The organism is Pseudomonas taeanensis MS-3 (assembly GCF_000498575.2).
GTDB lineage: Bacteria > Pseudomonadota > Gammaproteobacteria > Pseudomonadales > Pseudomonadaceae > Aquipseudomonas > Aquipseudomonas taeanensis.
Genome location: NZ_AWSQ01000004.1, coordinates 613,263 through 628,953, shown reverse-complemented (window position 1 = coordinate 628,953; position 15,691 = coordinate 613,263). Strand labels below are relative to the sequence as shown.

Annotated in this window: 13 protein-coding genes and 2 pseudogenes; 5 read left to right on the top strand and 10 right to left on the bottom strand. The window is 61.0% G+C overall.

Features of this window, described 5'->3' with window-relative positions; genetic code table 11:
• Positions 1-121: 121 nt before the first annotated feature.
• Positions 122-634: a c-type cytochrome gene (locus tag TMS3_RS16475; protein ID WP_025166383.1), complete on the top strand. Its 513-nt coding sequence runs from the start codon at positions 122-124 to the stop codon at positions 632-634.
• Positions 635-694: 60 nt separating this feature from the next.
• Here the strand turns inward: TMS3_RS16475 and TMS3_RS16470 are convergent, their stop codons facing one another.
• Positions 695-958, bottom strand: coding sequence for a helix-turn-helix domain-containing protein (locus tag TMS3_RS16470; RefSeq protein WP_025166382.1), 264 nt, complete (start codon positions 956-958; stop codon positions 695-697).
• A gap of 532 nt (positions 959-1,490) precedes the next feature.
• Here TMS3_RS16470 and TMS3_RS16465 point away from each other — a divergent pair.
• Entirely contained in the window at positions 1,491-2,456 is a 966-nt protein-coding gene (locus tag TMS3_RS16465) for a YeeE/YedE thiosulfate transporter family protein (protein WP_235576648.1), read from the top strand.
• A 64-nt stretch (positions 2,457-2,520) separates the two neighbouring features.
• Here TMS3_RS16465 and TMS3_RS16460 read toward each other — a convergent pair whose 3' ends face one another.
• From TMS3_RS16460 to TMS3_RS16440, 5 genes are all read right to left on the bottom strand, one after another.
• The gene (locus tag TMS3_RS16460; RefSeq protein WP_025166380.1) at positions 2,521-3,132 is read right to left on the bottom strand and encodes a LysE family translocator; all 612 of its coding nucleotides are present in this window, start codon (positions 3,130-3,132) and stop codon (positions 2,521-2,523) included.
• A gap of 300 nt (positions 3,133-3,432) precedes the next feature.
• Positions 3,433-4,767 carry an OprD family porin gene (locus tag TMS3_RS16455; RefSeq protein ID WP_025166379.1) on the bottom strand — a complete coding sequence of 445 codons (1,335 nt, stop codon included), beginning with the start codon at positions 4,765-4,767 and terminating at the stop codon, positions 3,433-3,435.
• 230 nt (positions 4,768-4,997) lie between these two features.
• Entirely contained in the window at positions 4,998-5,744 is a 747-nt protein-coding gene (locus TMS3_RS16450; protein WP_025166378.1) for a DUF6969 family protein, read from the bottom strand.
• A gap of 55 nt (positions 5,745-5,799) precedes the next feature.
• Positions 5,800-6,516 carry a cytochrome c peroxidase gene (locus TMS3_RS16445; protein ID WP_051394247.1) on the bottom strand — a complete coding sequence of 239 codons (717 nt, stop codon included), beginning with the start codon at positions 6,514-6,516 and terminating at the stop codon, positions 5,800-5,802.
• Between the two features lie 15 nt (positions 6,517-6,531).
• A complete protein-coding gene (locus TMS3_RS16440; RefSeq protein WP_029866421.1) occupies positions 6,532-6,765 on the bottom strand; it encodes a hypothetical protein in 234 nt (77 codons plus the stop codon).
• A gap of 549 nt (positions 6,766-7,314) precedes the next feature.
• Between TMS3_RS16440 and TMS3_RS26025 the strand changes: the two are divergent.
• Together TMS3_RS26025 and TMS3_RS26020 are read left to right on the top strand one after the other, a co-directional pair.
• A pseudogene (locus TMS3_RS26025) lies at positions 7,315-8,049 on the top strand (type IV pili methyl-accepting chemotaxis transducer N-terminal domain-containing protein); the annotation flags it as partial.
• A 342-nt stretch (positions 8,050-8,391) separates the two neighbouring features.
• Positions 8,392-8,907: pseudogene (locus TMS3_RS26020) on the top strand (methyl-accepting chemotaxis protein); the annotation flags it as partial.
• A 46-nt stretch (positions 8,908-8,953) separates the two neighbouring features.
• On the opposite strand, the gene TMS3_RS16430 reads toward TMS3_RS26020, so the two are convergent.
• Complete coding sequence (locus tag TMS3_RS16430) at positions 8,954-9,499, bottom strand: PadR family transcriptional regulator (RefSeq protein WP_025166374.1); 546 nt, start codon at positions 9,497-9,499, stop codon at positions 8,954-8,956.
• 121 nt (positions 9,500-9,620) lie between these two features.
• Here TMS3_RS16430 and TMS3_RS16425 point away from each other — a divergent pair, with 121 nt between their 5' ends.
• Positions 9,621-11,270 (top strand): phytoene desaturase family protein, encoded by a 1,650-nt coding sequence (locus tag TMS3_RS16425; RefSeq protein WP_051394246.1) that lies wholly within the window; start codon positions 9,621-9,623, stop codon positions 11,268-11,270.
• Positions 11,271-11,353: 83 nt separating this feature from the next.
• On the opposite strand, the gene TMS3_RS16420 is transcribed toward TMS3_RS16425, so the two are convergent.
• The 3 genes from TMS3_RS16420 to TMS3_RS16410 are packed head-to-tail and all read right to left on the bottom strand — an operon-like array spanning position 11,354 to position 15,553.
• On the bottom strand, positions 11,354-12,427 hold the full coding sequence (locus TMS3_RS16420; protein ID WP_025166372.1) for a lipocalin-like domain-containing protein: 1,074 nt from the start codon (positions 12,425-12,427) through the stop codon (positions 11,354-11,356).
• Entirely contained in the window at positions 12,417-14,888 is a 2,472-nt protein-coding gene (locus TMS3_RS16415; RefSeq protein WP_025166371.1) for an ABC transporter permease, read from the bottom strand. The genes TMS3_RS16420 and TMS3_RS16415 overlap by 11 nt, the downstream gene beginning before the upstream one ends.
• Positions 14,888-15,553, bottom strand: coding sequence for an ABC transporter ATP-binding protein (locus tag TMS3_RS16410; RefSeq protein WP_025166370.1), 666 nt, complete (start codon positions 15,551-15,553; stop codon positions 14,888-14,890). The genes TMS3_RS16415 and TMS3_RS16410 overlap by 1 nt, the downstream gene beginning before the upstream one ends.
• Between the last annotated feature and the right edge of the window lie 138 nt (positions 15,554-15,691).

Sequence of the window (15,691 nt, the reverse complement as noted above, 5' to 3'; positions counted from 1 at the left end):
AACGCTGTCGGGAATCTGCCTGCTGACCTAGACTGATTGCACAGGATGGGAGCAGGCTGGGCGTTGGCTGGCTCAACCGGTTGCTCGACGTGGATGCGGCACTATGGTGAGGAGAGTGCCAATGCAGTCAAGCAAGTGTTTAAGTTTAGGACTGATTCTGAGCGCACTCGCAGGGTGCGATATGGACATGAACGGGATGCATGGTCCCAGTTATGTCGGCAAGCAGTTTTCCAGTAACGGCGAGCGGATCTACTTCACTGGCCGCAGCCAATCCGGGGCAGCGATCTCCTTTAGCGGTGGCAACATGCATGCTCAGGGTCACCAGGGCGGCTGCGTGAGCTGTCATGGCGAGAACCGGCAAGGCGGGCGACGTATGTACCCGATGTTCTGGCTCAAGACACCGCCGCTAACTGTGGATGCGCTGTTCGATGGTCATGATCAAGGGCATGGAGACCACGCCGCCTACACGCTCGAAGCGCTGAAAGTGGCCATCACCCAAGGCAAGGACCCCGCCGGTGAGACGCTGGATACATCGATGCCGCGCTGGTCCATGGCCGATGAGGACTTGGATGATCTTGTAGCGTACCTAGCGCAGGGCTCTGCGAACCTCCTGCAAGCGCCCCACGATGAATAACGGTCATTCCGGCCAACCTGTTGTTCACCGCTCACAGCCTTGTCAAACGCGCTGCAGACATCACTGGGGGCCGTTGCCCGTTGCCTTTAAAATTGGCTGAAACATACGGCGGTATTGGCTGGGAGTAAGGCCAGTGCAGCGCTTGAACCGTCTGCGGAAACTGACGGCCGCGCTGATCTCATCCACGGGCAGCGTGGAGGATTCGAGCAGGCGCTTCGCCTCTTCAATCCACAGATTCTGTAAGTGCTCGATTAATGAAGTGTTGGTAGCGACCTGAAAGCGTCGCTTGAGCGTGCGCTCAGGGACTTTTGCGCGCTCGACCACTGTGCCGATCGGTTATGTGCAAATTCGCATCAAAATGAATATTGCAGACGATTGCAGTGCATGCCCGCCAACCACTGCCTTGTTTAACGCCATGCGTGAATAACCTTTATGTTGCGACAGCCCACTGGTGAGGAGTGCAAGCGAGCATGTCGAGCGACTCAGCAGAGCGTGGCCTTCCCATCGCGCGTGCTGACGATCTGCGCACTCTGAGTGGGCGTCATGGCTCGTGTTCGGCGCTATAAAGGTGCGCGCGTGATGCATCTTGGTGCGAATAAGCTCTGGCGATACACCGGCTGTGCACTGTTGCAGGCCAAGCGTACTGTTCGCGGGGCAGGGTTACGCTGAACTGCTGTAACGCTGAGAGTGGAGATTGGTCAAATTCCACAGGTCATGGTTGGTTGGTTACTGAGCCGGGCGCCCGACTGTTTTCTGTTTTGATTCAGGTCGACTCAGCCTGCAGAAGGTTTGGCGCTGAACAGCGCTGGGTGGCGGTTGTGACGAACGAGAGGGAGCGCGAAGGGTGATCGGGGTGATGAGTGTGCTGCTGGCGCTGCTGCTAGGGTTCGCCATCCAACGCGGTGGTACTTGCACGGTGGCGGCCTTGGAAGAGGTGGTGCAGCACCATCGCTGGACGCGCCTGCGCGCATTATTGGAAGCCTCGATGTGGGTGTTGGCCGGTGTGATACTGCTGCGTGCCTTTGACCGCTTGCCGCAGCTTCCTCTGGGCTACCCACTGCACTGGCAGGCGGCGCTCGGCGGTGTGTTCTTGGGGCTGGGCGCCTTGATCAACGGCGGCTGTGCTTTCGGTGTGGTGGCGCGGATCGGTTCCGGGCAGTGGGCCTGGTTGGCCACGCCACCGGGATTCCTGCTGGGGTATGCGGCGATGCTTCACTGGTTTGCCGCTGTACCCGTTATGCCGTTGGCGGTGCCGGCCTGGTTGCAGGACTTGCCCCTGGGATTGGTGCTGTTGGTCATCACGCTGACGTTGGCGCGCTTGGCCTGGCTGGCGTGGCGCCGGCGTGGTCGACCGTGGGGGCTGAGCACGCGAGTCTGGTCGCCGCATCTGGCGACCATTGTCATTGGTCTGGTATTCCTGCTGCTGTTCGTCTGCGTTGGAGCCTGGGCTTATACCGACGTGCTGGCGGAATGGGCTGCGGGGCGCTTCATGCAGTTGGGATTACGCGGCTGGCTGTTGCCGGCGATGTTCGCCGGCGCGCTGCTGGGCGGGTGGTCGGCGGGCCTCTGGCAGCACCGCTGGCCCAACATGAAAACGCTGGCACGCTGTTTTTTCGGGGGCCTGTTGATGGGGGCGGGCTCCGCGTTAGTGCCTGGCGGCAATGATGGCTTGATCTTGTTTGGCCTGCCGTTGATGTGGCCAAACGCCTGGTTGGCATTTGCAACCATGTGCGCGGTCGTGACTCTGATTCTCTGGGGGGCGGGCCGTCTGATCCTGGCTTTTAACCTGCAGCCTATACATACCAGGCGAGACGGCCGCTGAGTGAGTCCGAGTGACATGGTCGGACTCGCTCAGCTTGCGCTGAACTGCGTTCGCTGAGTTCGACCTACTTGGTCAATGGCAGTGCTGCGCCCATCAGCGCAAACAACCCGCCGCAGCAGCGATTGAAGCCCTTGCCGCTGCGTTGCAGCCAGGGCCGGATGCGGTGGGCGAGACGCGCTAGCAAGTATTCCACCAGGCCTTCGATGATCGCGAAGGTCAGTGCCATCACCATGAATTGCTGCCAGAGGTCGCGCTGCGGGTCGATGAACTGTGGCAGAAAGGCGCCGTAGAACAGGATCACCTTAGGATTGGAAACCGCCGCGAACAGGCCTTGGCGGAAGAGGGTAGGTGCGCTCTTGGCTGGCGCCTGTTCAGGTGTGGTCAGATGCAGAGCAGGGGCACGCCAGAGTTGAATGCCGAGCCAGATCAAATAAGCGCCGCCTAGCCATTTGAGGATGATCAGGGCATGGGCCGAGGCCTGCAGCAGGGCACCGATGCCGAACATCGACAGGGCAATCAGCACGACAAAGCCGATGACGCCGCCAAATACCGTATAGAGGGTCTTGCGGTGCCCATACAGCGCGCCATGGCTAAGTGCCAATAGGCCATTGGGCCCTGGAGTCAGGGACAGGCCGATTACGGCAGTAAGGTAAATCAGCCAGGTGTGCAGGGCCATCATCGAACATCCATTCAAGTGGGTAACAGCGAGACTTGCGAGCCGAATACAGGTAAGCGCGAGGCGCCATGTTTTTCATAGCTGAGCTGGAGGGTCAAGTCTGGCGAGTGTTTTTAGTCGCAAAGGTTAAATTATTGGATAGTTAGCCTGTATGTGCACCCCCACTTTATTCTGACCCGATGCGGCAACGACGTGTTGTATCTGCAGTGCGGGTAATTCGTGACCATAAAAAAACGGGGCTGTATCAACTACAGCCCCGGCAAGGGGAATCAATGAGCATTGCCCAGCATTGAGCGAGGCTTAGAGAACGCTCAAAGGGTATTCGAGGATGACGCGAACCTCGTTGACATCGCCATCGATCTGGTTGGATGAGCCGCGGTGTACCGCGTGGCGGACGCGCAGCGATAGGTCCTTGGCATAACCGTTCTGAACTACGTACTTGGCCTCCAGGTCACGCTCCCAATGCTTCTCGTTATTGGCGGCTGGATCGAAGAAGCCGCTGAGCGGATCGGCTTTAGTGCCGTCAATATTGTCACCCCTGATATAGCGCGCCATCAGCGATAGCCCCGGTACGCCATAGTTGGCCAGATCCAGGTCATAGCGTAACTGCCAAGACTCTTCGCGGGGGGCGTTGAAGTCCGAATACTGAACCGAGTTGGCCAGATAGATGGCGTTGAACCCGATGTAGTCGAAGCCAGTGTCGCTGTTCACTTTCTGGAAAGCCAGGGTCAGCGCGTGTGCGCCGAATGCATACTTAGAGGCTAACGACCAGGTGGTGTTGTTGATGTCGCCGACCAACGCCTTGCCGTCATCCAGGGTGCGGTAGATGTTGAAGTCGAAGTTCAGTGCACGCATATCCCCAAGGGGGATGTTGTAATTGGCGTTGCCGTAATAACGGTGCCAGGTGTCTTCTACTTCTGAGGCAAACAGGCTGAAACTCAAAGCATCCGTGGCGGTATAACTACCCCCGACCCAGTCGACGGTATTGCCCACGTCTCCAGCGTATTGAATCTGCAGTTCGCCGTCGGAGTTGGTACTGCCGAACTCGTTCATCGAGGTGATGTGGCCAGCGTCGATGTTGAGGTTTTCAATTTCGTCACTGTTGAGGAAGATGCCCGTTGCGGTCTGCGGCAAAAGACGCGCATCGCCGGTCGCCACCACCGGGTTCTCGACTTGTTTCTCACCGAACTTGAGGGTGGTGTTGGAGACTCTCAGTTTGAGCACGCCGCCTGACTCGCCGTAGGCATCGCCGGGTTCGCCGTCGTCTTCGACCGGTAGCAGGAAGGTGCCTGTGCGACCGCCGCCACTGTCCAGTTTCAGGCCAAGAAAGCCATAGGCGTCGACCCCGAAGCCTACCGTGCCTTGGGTGAAGCCGGACTCGTAGAAAGTCATGATCCCGTGAGCCAGTTCTTCGCGATAACCTTTGCGCTGACTGGCGGGTTTGAACTGGTTGGTACCCGCGCCATTAGAGCCGCCGTTGCGGAAGTCTCGATTGAAGTAGAAAGTTCGATTGAGAATGTTGAAAGTACTGTCCTCAATAAAACCTTTCGAGTCGGCTTGCTGGCTGGCAGACGCCATCTGCAGGGTTGCTGCCGATACCGCCAGAGCGACGATGCTCCACTTTATAACTTGCATTGGTACGTCTCCTGCACGGATCTAAATCTACTGTTGTTGTGCCAATGCCAGCGTTCTGAGCTGACTTTTTCAGCGTAGCCATGGGTCTCGCTGTTACAAACTTTATTTGTTTATTAGTGGCTTATAAGCGCTATTTGATGTTGATTTCAGATGAGCGGTTGTATTGAATCAGGTTTTTAAATTATTTAAGAATATTTATGTTGGCTTATATAACTATTCATGTACTCGCACTACATTTTCAAGGCGCGAACCCAATCGTCAACCGATATAGGCAGGAAACCGGTTATTTCCAGTTTCCGATCCTCCAGTACGTCTTCGCCGGGATGGCTTTGCTGCCAGGCGCTAATGACCTGGTCACGGTGGTTCAATAACGCTTCAATCTGCGGGCGAAACAACTTGAGCATGGCACTTAGCCAGAGGTTTACCGGCCAGGAGGGGTAGGCATGGTCGATAGAGAATGAGTCGAGCATCTGTATCACCGCCGAAGCCGGGTACCAGGTCTCTCCCGTGACCCAGCGATTGCAGGCAAACAGACCGATTGGGTAGCCCCAGGCGTCCATGGAGACGGCAATCAGATGGGCGATGGCCCGATCGCCGCTTGGCCACTGCTCAGTGGCGAGCGGGTCGGACACAGGTTGCAGGTGAGCGGGAATGCTCGGTGCCCGCAGGAAGGTATGGAAGTGCCCGTGCTCGACGCCGCTCTCTCTGTGCGCGTGGTAGTAATACTGGGAGTGGGTCTCCTGGTCGAAAACATCACCTTCGGGGTAATGGTTCATCTCGAAGAAACCTTCCTGACCCTTGAGTACCTCACCCACGATATTCAAGCCCGCCTTGGACAAGGCCCGATAACTGTTGGCAATTACCGCTGCGGCGTCCAGCATTTCGGCGCGAGCGGTCTGCGCAACGCTTGTGGCCTCTGGGCTTTTGAGGGGCAGCTCAGCGATGGCTGAAGTCAATAGCGGCTGTCGAGCTTCCATCGAATGGTCCTGAAAAGGCGGGATAGCCGGAGGCCATCCCGCGTGCACTGCCATTTCAGTTAGCGGCGCATGGTGCGCCTTTCGCTGCGCATGGATTTTTCCCGGCGCAGGGGTTCTTGGCTGCACAAGGGTTCTTGGCCGCGCAAGGATTGGCCTTGAACTGTGGCTGCAATGTTTCGGTGTAGGCCACCAGTGCAGCCAGTTCCTTGGATTGCCAGCCCAAAGCCTTGGCTGCCATCGGCGCGACCATGCAGATCTGCACCATTTCATCGAGGAAAACTTGTGACATGCCGAACTGATTTTTTGCCATGGCCACTTCATGAGGGTAGGCCTGAGTGAATGTCTGCTGGAACAGCTGCATGCTCTGGTGGCATGACTCACAGGATAATCCATTGCTGCTCAACATCTGGTCCTTGAACAACTTCTCACCCAGGGTAACCAGTTCACTGCGCTCGCCTTGATAGGGTTGGTAGTTGCTCGGCCGCTGGACTGACTTGGCCGCACAGGGGTTGATTTTCGCCGCACAGGGGTTGGCTGCACAGGGATTGCCTGCGCACGGATATTTCGCTGCGCAGGGGTTCTTCGCCGCACATGGATTCTTGGCCGCGCCGGGATTCAGGCTCGCAGGTGCGCACATTGCCGCGCAAGGCGAACAGGGTGTTGCGGCAAGAGAAGGGCCTGCCAAAGCCATGGCCAGCACTGTGGCTGATACCATCGCGCATATCGGCCGGTGCAGTACTCTGGGCGGACTATCCGGACAGGAGTAGCTCATGGCTGCGTTCCTCAATTAGCCGCACAAGGCGCCTTGGCTGCACAAGGGTTTTTCGCTGCGCAGGGATTTTTTGCCGCACAGGGGTTCTTGCTGGCGCATGGGTTTTTCGCTGCGCAGGGGTTCTTGCTGGCGCATGGGTTTTTCGCTGCGCAGGGGTTGGCTGCACAGGGATTTTTCGCGGCGCAAGGGTTGGCCGCACAAGGGTTGGCCGTAGCCGCCGCTGGGGTCTTGGCCGCGCAGGGGCTGCACGGGGTTGCAGCCATTGCCGGACCGGCCAGAGCGACTGCGAGTACTGCGGCAGACACCATGGCAGTCAGAGGTTTCGCTTCTTTTGCAGAGAGTTTGGCGGTAGTAAAGGTTTTCATCTCAAGTCCTCCCGAAGGGTTGATGCTCAGTCGACTTCAATGTGAAACCGCCGCAGCGGGAGCGGGTGCTCTCGATTGAGACCATGTAGCAAAGGGCAAGGCGCACTGCCGACGCAATAGGGGGGCTCACGCATGCCCTCATGGGCTCTGATGAAACGAAGCTATTTTTGTTACAGGGGCGAACTGAGTTCATAGGGCTTCGTTTAGCGCTAATACGGCTAGTGTCCGTCTGCAGGCATAACGGATACCCGCTCTCGCAATACGGGCGGCCGGATGGTTCTTTGGTCGTGTTGCCTCTCCCAATGGTCATTGCGTAATTTGGTGCTTGAAACTTTAAGTTGAGGGCTCTGCTGTCGATTGAGTTGGTACATTAGTTGCTTTTTATCTTGGATATATTCCTTCCCCTGTCTCTGAAACAACAAAGGATGAGCCCATGTCCGTGACCTTGCTTTTCGATCGTCTGCTCCGCACGGTGGGGTTGCGCACACTCAACCAGCAGTTTCTGTTTTCCTATGCGCTGATGTTCCTGTTGGCGGTTAGCGCATCGGTGGCGCTCTACTTGAGCATGTCGGTCTCACCCGAGACCATCAATGTGGCCGGCGCTCAACGCATGCTCAGCCAGAAAATGACCAAGGAGGCGCTGCTGCTGCGTGAGGGTGTGATCCCCAAGACGACCCTGGATGCCACTATCGCGCAGTTCGAGCAGGCGCATCGGGACCTGATTAATGGCAACCCCGGGCGAAATGTCACGGCGATTGAGGCCGACGGAGCAATAGCGGGTCAGGTACGTCTGGTCGGGCAGCTTTGGCAGGCCTTTCGTGGCCAACTGGAGAGGTTGGCACAGGGCGGACAGCAGGTTGACTCGCAAGAACTGGAGAACGCTTCGCTCAATCTGCTGCGCGAGATGAACAAGGCAGTGGGACTGATGGCCACGGATGCGGAGCGCTCTCAGCGCACGCTCATGTGGTTGGCATTCGCTTGCGTGATGGGGATCCTGATCCTGGTGGTCCTGGGTCGGCAGTTTGGTTTGCGCCCGTTGATGAGCAGTCTGCGCGAGGTCGAAGGGGCCCTGACTCAGGTGGGTGATGGCGACTTCACCCACCCCCTGCATTACCACACCCAGGACAATGAAATCGGTCGGATTGTGGCGGGCTACAACCGGATGCAAGAACAGGTGCGCAGCTTGCTCGGTCAGGTGAAGGCAACCGGTCGGAATACCCGTGAGCATGCCGATACGGTCGTTGCGACCGCCCAGGCCGCCGGTGACGGAGTGCGCCAGCAGCACGAGAACCTGGACCAGGTGGCCACGGCGATGAACGAGATGAGCGCGACAGTAGCGGAGGTCGCCCGTCATGCCGCCCAGGCGGCGGAGTCTGCACGTAACGCCGACAGTTGTACCAAGGCCGGTCAGCGTGCGGTACAGCGTAACGCCGAGTTGATTTCCAACCTGTCCTCGCAGATGGAGCGCAGTTCCTCACAGATGACCGTACTGCGTAATGAAACCGAAGGTGTGGGCAAGGTGCTGGAGGTGATCACCGGAATCGCCGAACAGACCAATCTGCTCGCCCTCAACGCGGCCATCGAGGCTGCCCGCGCGGGCGAGGCCGGTCGCGGCTTCGCCGTGGTGGCGGACGAGGTACGCACCCTGGCGAGCCGCACACAGCAGTCCACCGGCGAAATCCAGATGATCATTCAGCGCCTGCGCGATGGCGCCCAGCAGGCGGTGGTGGCGCTGCAGGACAGTGCCAAGCTGGTGAATGACAATCTCAGCCACATCAAGGAGACGACCGAGGTGCTGGACAGCATCGTCGGTGCCGTGGACAGCATCAACGGCCTGAATGCACAGATAGCCACTGCTGCCGAGGAGCAGAGCCAGGTGGCGCATGACATCGACCAACGCGTTACTGAGATATCCGGCCTGGCTGAGCGCAGCCGTGACGATTCACAGAGTGTGATGCACGCCAGTGGGCTGATTCAGGGGGAGGTGCAACAGCTGAACAGCTACTTGGACCGTTTCCGCACCTGAGCATGCCGCGCGTAATCTCAGGCTCTTGCGGCCCTCAGTTCAATCGCTAGCTAAGGGTACGCGCCGCCAGTTCGGGTTCTACCTCATCGGCCCAGGCCAGCCAGGCCTGTTCGCCGATGATGCCGCGGCGCAGGGTCAGGTAGGGCAGACGCTGCTGGACCTGTTCAGTGGGGGGGAGGGCCAGATAGCGCCGCTCTATCTCCAGCAGGCTATCAAGCGTGGCTATATGGGTGGCGCGATGGCGGGCCATTTCCTCGCACAGGTTGTCCGGTTCCGCCAGCGCGCCGGCGTACAGCTTAACCAGCAGGGCATCGTTGAGCTTGTTCGGTGGCACCGGTTCGGCCAGCCAGCGCTTGAGTTCGGCGCGTCCGCCCGGACTGATGCTGTAGATCTTCTTGTCCGGTTTGTCGGCCTGCGCCTGCTCGGCATATTCCAACCAGCCTTCATCGCTCAGGCGGCGCAGTTCCTGATAGACCTGCTGGTGCTTGGCGTTCCAGAAGTAGCCGAGCGACTGCTTGAAGTGACGGACGATGTCGTAACCGCTAGCCGGTTCGGTTGCCAGCAGGGTGAGTATGGCGTGGCGTAGAGACATGCTGAGTCCGTGGTAGAGGGAGGGCGGTCATTCTAAATGGATATGCAAAAAGTTGCATTTCTCGCGCGACTGGCTTATTTATGCAAATACTTGCATAACAAAAATACGCCGGAGACCCCGTATGAAACGCACAGGCAGCCGTTTTCGTCCGCACAAAGCCCTTACCCATTACGACGTAATTGTCGTCGGCTCAGGCATAGGCGGTCTGTGCAACGCTGCGCTGCTGGCCAAGGCCGGTAAAAAGGTCTGCGTGCTGGAACAGCACTACACCGCCGGCGGCTATACCCACGTCTACGAGCGAGGAGGCTATGAGTGGGACGTGGGCGTGCATTACATCGGCGAGGTGCATAAGCCCTGGTCGATGATCCGTCGGGTGTTCGATGTGATCAGCGATGGCCAGCTGCAATGGGCGCCGATGGATGAGCACTACGACCATATCGTCATCGGGGATCAGCCGTTCCGGTATCTGGCCGGACGTGATGCCTTCAAGGCCGAGGTGAAGAAGCATTTTCCCGAGGAGGGCGCGGCCATCGATCGCTATGTCGAGCTGATCTCCGAGGTCAGTCAGAAGATTCCGCGCTACTTTGCCGGTCAGGCGCTGCCGCGCAGCTTGGGCGTGCTGTACAACAAGCTGCGCCAGCGCTTGTTCCCAGCGTATTTCTTCAAGAGCACCCGCGAGGTGCTTGAGGGCCTGACCAGCAACCAGCAGCTGATCGGCGTGCTCACCGCGCAGTGGGGCGACTATGGCCTGCCGCCGGCGCAAGCCGCCTTCATGATGCACGCCATGGTGGCCAAGCATTACATCACCGGCGGCAACTACCCGGTCGGCGGCTCGGTACGCATTGCCGAAACCATTATTCCGGTGATCGAGGCGGCCGGCGGCCATGTCTTCACCTACGCCGGTGTCGAGCAAGTATTGGTCAAGGACAACCGCGCCTATGGCGTACGCCTGGTCAAGGATGGCCATGAGATCAGCGCCGACGCGGTGGTCAGTTGCGCCGGTTTGCTGCCGACCTACCAGCGCCTGCTACCCAAGGAGGTGGTCGAGCAGCATGGTCTGCTCGAGCACCTCAAGCAGGTCGAACCCTCGGCCTCGCATGTGTGCCTGTACGCAGGCTTCAAGGGCGATGCCGCCAGCCTGGGGCTGCCGAAAACCAACTTCTGGTTGTACCCGGAGTTCGATCACGATCTCAGCGTGAAGCGCTTTATGGATTCACCGGGGCTGGAGTTCCCGATGATCTACATCTCCTTCCCCTCGGCCAAGGACCCGGACTGGAACCGTCGCTATCCGGGTAAATCCACGGTAGAGATCGTCGCGCCGAGTTTCCCGCAGTGGTTCGAACAGTGGAAGGGCAGCACCTGGAACAAGCGCGGCGAAGATTACGAGGCCTTCAAGCAAGAGATCACCACGGTGCTGCTGGAAGCGCTGTACACGCATCAGCCGCAGTTGCGCGAGGCGCTGGATTACTGTGAGCTGTCTACGCCGTTGTCCACCGAGTGGTTCCAGTGGAACCAGGTTGGCGAGATTTATGGCATCGAGCACAGCGTTGAGCGCTTCCAGCAACACTGGATTCACCCGCAGACGCCGATCAAGAACTTCTACCTGACCGGCTCCGATGTGGTCACCGCCGGGGTTGGCGGGGCGCTGATGGGCGGGGTACTGACCACTGCGCGCATGCTCGGCTGGCGCGCCTACAAGGTCAAGCAGATGATCGCGGACGTTTACTCGGAGAAACCGGACGACGGCGCCGTCGCCAGCCCCGTCAGCTGATTCAGTTCTACCGGCTGCACCTGGGCAGAGCGTCGTGAGCATTCAAGGCGGCTGTCCGTTCACACGGGGGGCCAGGCGGATGCTCAATAGCCGGTCATTTCCAGGTAGCCACGGCCTTGGTGGCTGCCGCTCAGGCGCACCGGTCCCTCCCAGTAGGGGAAGCGTGTGGTCATCCAGGCTTGCGTTTCGATGGCCTGCACCTCCACGGACAGCTGGTACGTCGGTACTTCCACACGCCACTGGGTGGGTACCTTGCGCCCCGTTTGCTGGTTACTCCAGTGCAATGGAGTCAGGTGGATCTGCTCAGCGGACAGCGCCCGAGTCTGGCCGTCTGCGGCGATCCAGGTGCCGGCCCGGTAAGGCTCACCATCGGCCTGTCTGACCTGGAACAGCATCAGCTTGGCGCCGCCCTGCAGGTGCAGAGAGAACCAGTCCCAGCCCTGTTGCTGCGCTGCCAGCGGCTGGCTGCTCCATTCGCGATCGAGCCAGGCTTGACCGCTGACCCGATAGCGCTGGCCATCGCGTTCGATTTCGCCGCTGACCCGGTAGAACGGCTGGCTGTAGTAATACGAGGCCTGGCCCTGGCCGGATTTCTCGCTGTAGCCCTGTTTCCCATGCAGCACCAACGGCCCCTCGCTGTCGAGTTGCAGGTGGTAGGCGAAGCCTTCGCCGCGGGCCTGCATCTGTAGATGATCGAGGCCTGAGCCGTGGGTGCTGCGCAGCGACCAGTCATCGATCCAGGCGTGAAACGGCTGTGCTTCAACCCCGGCCTGGCCGACGCCGCCGCGCGCCAGGGTTTCCGCGACCTGATGACCGAAGGGACCGCTCAGCCCGGCGTGGCCCATCCACAGGTTGGGACTGTACCAGCCGGCTTGGTCGGCCCCGGGGCGCAGGGCCGAGCGGAACAGGGTCCACTGTGCGCCCCAGTCGCGGCCCTGTTCATCGGTCAGGTTGGCGGTGACGTACCACCACTCGATGCGATAGCCGGAATGGGCGCCATGGTCGGCGGGGAATTGCAGCGTGCGCTGGGGCGTTACGGCCAGGAAGGCGTCGCTGGCCTGGCCCAGGCCGGCAAAGCCCTGAGGTGTTGGTGTGGTCTCCTCGCAGGCGCCGAGCAGTAGCGTCAGGCTTAGCAGCCAGCAGGCTTTAGCGTTCATCGGCAAATTGCCTCAGCAGGTCGGCAGGTGACTGGCGTGCCAGTTGCCAGAGTGGCCCGGCTGCGGCGAGCAGGCTGGTGAGCAGGCCGAGCAGGGCCAGTTGCAACAGTTGTACGGGAAATACATGCAGCGGTAGGCGCCAGCCGAAGGCCTGCACATTGACCACCGCCACCAGACACCAGGCCAGCAACAGGCCCAGTGGCATGGCCAATAGCACCGTCAGGCTGGAGAGCATAAGTGTCTGCGCCAGGCTCAGCCAGGCCAGACGTGGGCGACTCAGGCCGAGGGCCCAGAGTGGCGCCAGCTGACTCAGGCGACTCTGGCCGAGGGTCAGCAGGCTGATGAACAGGGCCACGCCCGCTACACCGAGGGTCAGGCTGTTGAGCGCCGCAGTGGCGGCGAAGGTGCGTTCGAATATCTGCGTCGACCAGCTCTTCAGGCCTTGCTGGTCGATCAGTCGCGCGCCCTCCAGGACGAAGCGTTGTTCCAGGGCACTCTTCAGGCTTGCAACTTGTTCAGGAGCCACACGCAGACTGATGTTGCTGATGGGGGCTTGCGACCAGTGCTGGCGCAGCCAGTCGACGTTGACCAGCATATGGCCCTTGGGATTGCCGTAGTCGGCGTACAGCGCCACCACCGGCAGCTGCTGTACGCCTGTCTCGCTCGGCAGCTGCAGGGTGGCGTCCAAGGTTATCCGCAGATGGCGGGCCAGCTGCTCGCTGAGCATCACACCCTGGCCCGCCGCCAGCTTGTCCCAGGCATTCGCTTGGGCTTCCAGCAAGGGCCAGTGTTGTCGGTAGGTGGGGTGATCGACGATGCCCTGCAACTGCGCCGGCCGTCCCTGCAGCCGCAGCTCGACGCGACGTTGCGGAAGGATTGCCTCGACCCCCGGCTGATCCTCGAGCCAGCCGATCACGGCGTTGGCTTGGTCGCCGTCGCGAGGCGCCAGGTACAACTCCGCGGCCAGGCGCTGATCAAGCCAGCCGCTGAAGGTCTGGCGAAAACCTTCGGTCATGCTGCCGACCCCGACGCTGGCGGCCAGAGCCAGCAGCAGGGCCATCAAGGCCAGCGACAGGGCTGGCAACTGCTGACGACTGTCGGCCACGAACCACTCGCTCAACGGCCCTCGGCACAGGCGCGCGAGCAGTGCCAAGCTGCCGTCGAGCAGGGCGGGCAGGAGTAACGCAGCTGCCAGCAGCAGGCTCGCGAGTAAGGCGAAGCCGGCCAGCAGGCTGTCGCCATAGCGCCAGACGGCCACGGCCACTAGCAACAAGGCGCAGGCGACCAGGGCCTGGCGCTTGAGCCAGATCCCCTGGGCCACACGCCAGGCTTGCGGCTGCGCCAGCGCCAACAAGGGCAGGCGGGCCGCGCGTAGCAGGCTGCTGGCGCCGGCCAGTAAGGCGCCGAGCAGGCTAATGGCCAGGCCGGTCAGCCACCACAGGGGAGACAGGCTGAGCTGTCCGGCTACTTCAGCGCCGTACAGCCCACGCAGGCTGGCGGCGACATCCGGCAACAGCAGGCTGGCCAGCAGATAGCCGCTGGCGACCCCGGCCAAGCCACCGAGCAGGGCCAGCAAGCCGAGCTCTAGGCCCAGCGTGCCAAGCAGCGTAGCCAGGCTGACGCCGCAGGCGCGCAGGGTGCGCAGCAGTCCGCGGCGCTGCTCCAGGGCCAGGCCGATGGCGGCATGGACGATGAACAGACCGACGATGAAGGCCAGCAGGCCCAGCGCAGTGAGGTTGAGGTGGAAGCTGTCGGTCAGGCGCTGCAGATCGTCGCCGTCCGCCGCTGGCTGGAGCTGCAGGCTGTCGAGCAGCGTGGGTGGCAGCGCCGGCGCGCTGAAGTCGCCAGGCAGTAGCAGGCGTGACAGCTGATCGGGTGCGTGCAGTAGTGCTTGCGCGCGGCCGATGTCCACCACTATTACTCCGGGCGCCAGCTGTGCCTGCAGCTGCAAGGGCGGCAGGCGCTGGCCATCCAGCGTGAGCGCCACGTCGCCGGCCTGCAGACCCAGGCGTTGCAGCGTATCCGGGGCAATCCAGGCTTGTCCTGGCTCACCGAGAAAGCTCGCCAGGTCGAGTCGCTCGCTGGATTGCCCGGCTACCTGCAATCCGGCGGGCAGGGTCAAGGGTTCGATACCCAGTAACTGCACACTGATCGGCGGCTCGCCGGCGAAGCGCAGGCGACCCTCGAGCAGCGGCGACACCGGCCAACCGGCGCGGCGCAGACCGATGTAGGCCGACTGGGGGATACGCTCGCCGCGTCGCGGAATGAGTTGGACCTGCGCCGGGCCGGCGAGCACCGCGCTGGCCCGCGCGTAATCACTGCGCGCCTGACTGTTGAGCGCCTGCACGCCGGTCCACAAGGTGGTAGCCAGCCACAGGCCGACCAGGATGCTGAAGAACTGCAGGGGATGGCGGCGCCAATGGCTGAGCAGCGCCAGCAGACAAACGCGCAGGTTGTCCATCAGTCTTCCAGGGCCTGCACCCGTCCCTGGTGCAGGTACAAGCGATGGGCCAGGCGGGCCGCCAGCCGGGCGCTGTGGGTGACCATCAACAGACTGCTGCCAGCCTCGCGCACCAGCTCCAGAAACAGCTCAAGCACCGCTTCGCTGCTGGTCTCATCCAGGCTGCCAGTGGGTTCGTCGGCGAGCACCAATTGCGGTCGGGCGGCCAGGGCACGGCCAATGGCCAGGCGTTGTTGCTGGCCGCCGGAGAGCTGCTCGGGATAGCGCTGGAGCAAGGGGGCAAGTCCCAAACGTTCACTCAGGTGGCTCTGCCACTGGGCATCCTGGCGCCCGGCCAGGCGTGCCTGAAAGGCCAGGTTGGCGGCGACGTTGAGACTGCTGATCAGGTTGTACTGCTGAAACACCAGGCCGATGCCTTCGCGACGCCAGCGCGCCAGCTCGGCTTCGTTGTGTCCATTGAGCGGCTGGCCATGGATCAGGATACGCCCGCTATCGACCCGCTCCAGACCGGCGATCAGGTGCAGCAGGGTGCTCTTGCCGCTGCCGGACTCGCCCATCAGGGCCAGGCTGGTGCCAGCGGCCAACTGCAGCTGCACCCCGCGCAAGACAGGCAGACGGCCCTGAGCGGTGGCGAATGACTTATGCAGGTCTTCGACGATCAACATGCGCAGGCTTAACTCCTTGCTGCCAGTGTGACGTATCAGAAGTATCCATCGGAGTCGCAGGTCGGGTCAGACGTGTGCGCGATGGCCCGCGCCAGTAGGCGAATCTGGCGCTACGGAACCCAGCATGGTTAGCGTGAG

Excerpts from the sequence above, each read along its gene's own strand:
- TMS3_RS16475 (WP_025166383.1), top strand. The coding sequence starts at position 122 with ATGCAGTCAAGCAAGTGTTTAAGTTTAGGACTGATTCTGAGCGCACTC.
- TMS3_RS16465 (WP_235576648.1), top strand. The coding sequence starts at position 1,491 with ATGAGTGTGCTGCTGGCGCTGCTGCTAGGGTTCGCCATCCAACGCGGT.
- TMS3_RS16460 (WP_025166380.1), bottom strand. The coding sequence starts at position 3,132 with ATGGCCCTGCACACCTGGCTGATTTACCTTACTGCCGTAATCGGCCTG.
- TMS3_RS16455 (WP_025166379.1), bottom strand. The coding sequence starts at position 4,767 with ATGCAAGTTATAAAGTGGAGCATCGTCGCTCTGGCGGTATCGGCAGCA.
- TMS3_RS16450 (WP_025166378.1), bottom strand. The coding sequence starts at position 5,744 with ATGGAAGCTCGACAGCCGCTATTGACTTCAGCCATCGCTGAGCTGCCC.
- TMS3_RS16445 (WP_051394247.1), bottom strand. The coding sequence starts at position 6,516 with ATGAGCTACTCCTGTCCGGATAGTCCGCCCAGAGTACTGCACCGGCCG.
- TMS3_RS16430 (WP_025166374.1), bottom strand. The coding sequence starts at position 9,499 with ATGTCTCTACGCCACGCCATACTCACCCTGCTGGCAACCGAACCGGCT.
- TMS3_RS16425 (WP_051394246.1), top strand. The coding sequence starts at position 9,621 with ATGAAACGCACAGGCAGCCGTTTTCGTCCGCACAAAGCCCTTACCCAT.
- TMS3_RS16420 (WP_025166372.1), bottom strand. The coding sequence starts at position 12,427 with ATGAACGCTAAAGCCTGCTGGCTGCTAAGCCTGACGCTACTGCTCGGC.
- TMS3_RS16415 (WP_025166371.1), bottom strand. The coding sequence starts at position 14,888 with ATGGACAACCTGCGCGTTTGTCTGCTGGCGCTGCTCAGCCATTGGCGC.
- TMS3_RS16410 (WP_025166370.1), bottom strand. The coding sequence starts at position 15,553 with ATGTTGATCGTCGAAGACCTGCATAAGTCATTCGCCACCGCTCAGGGC.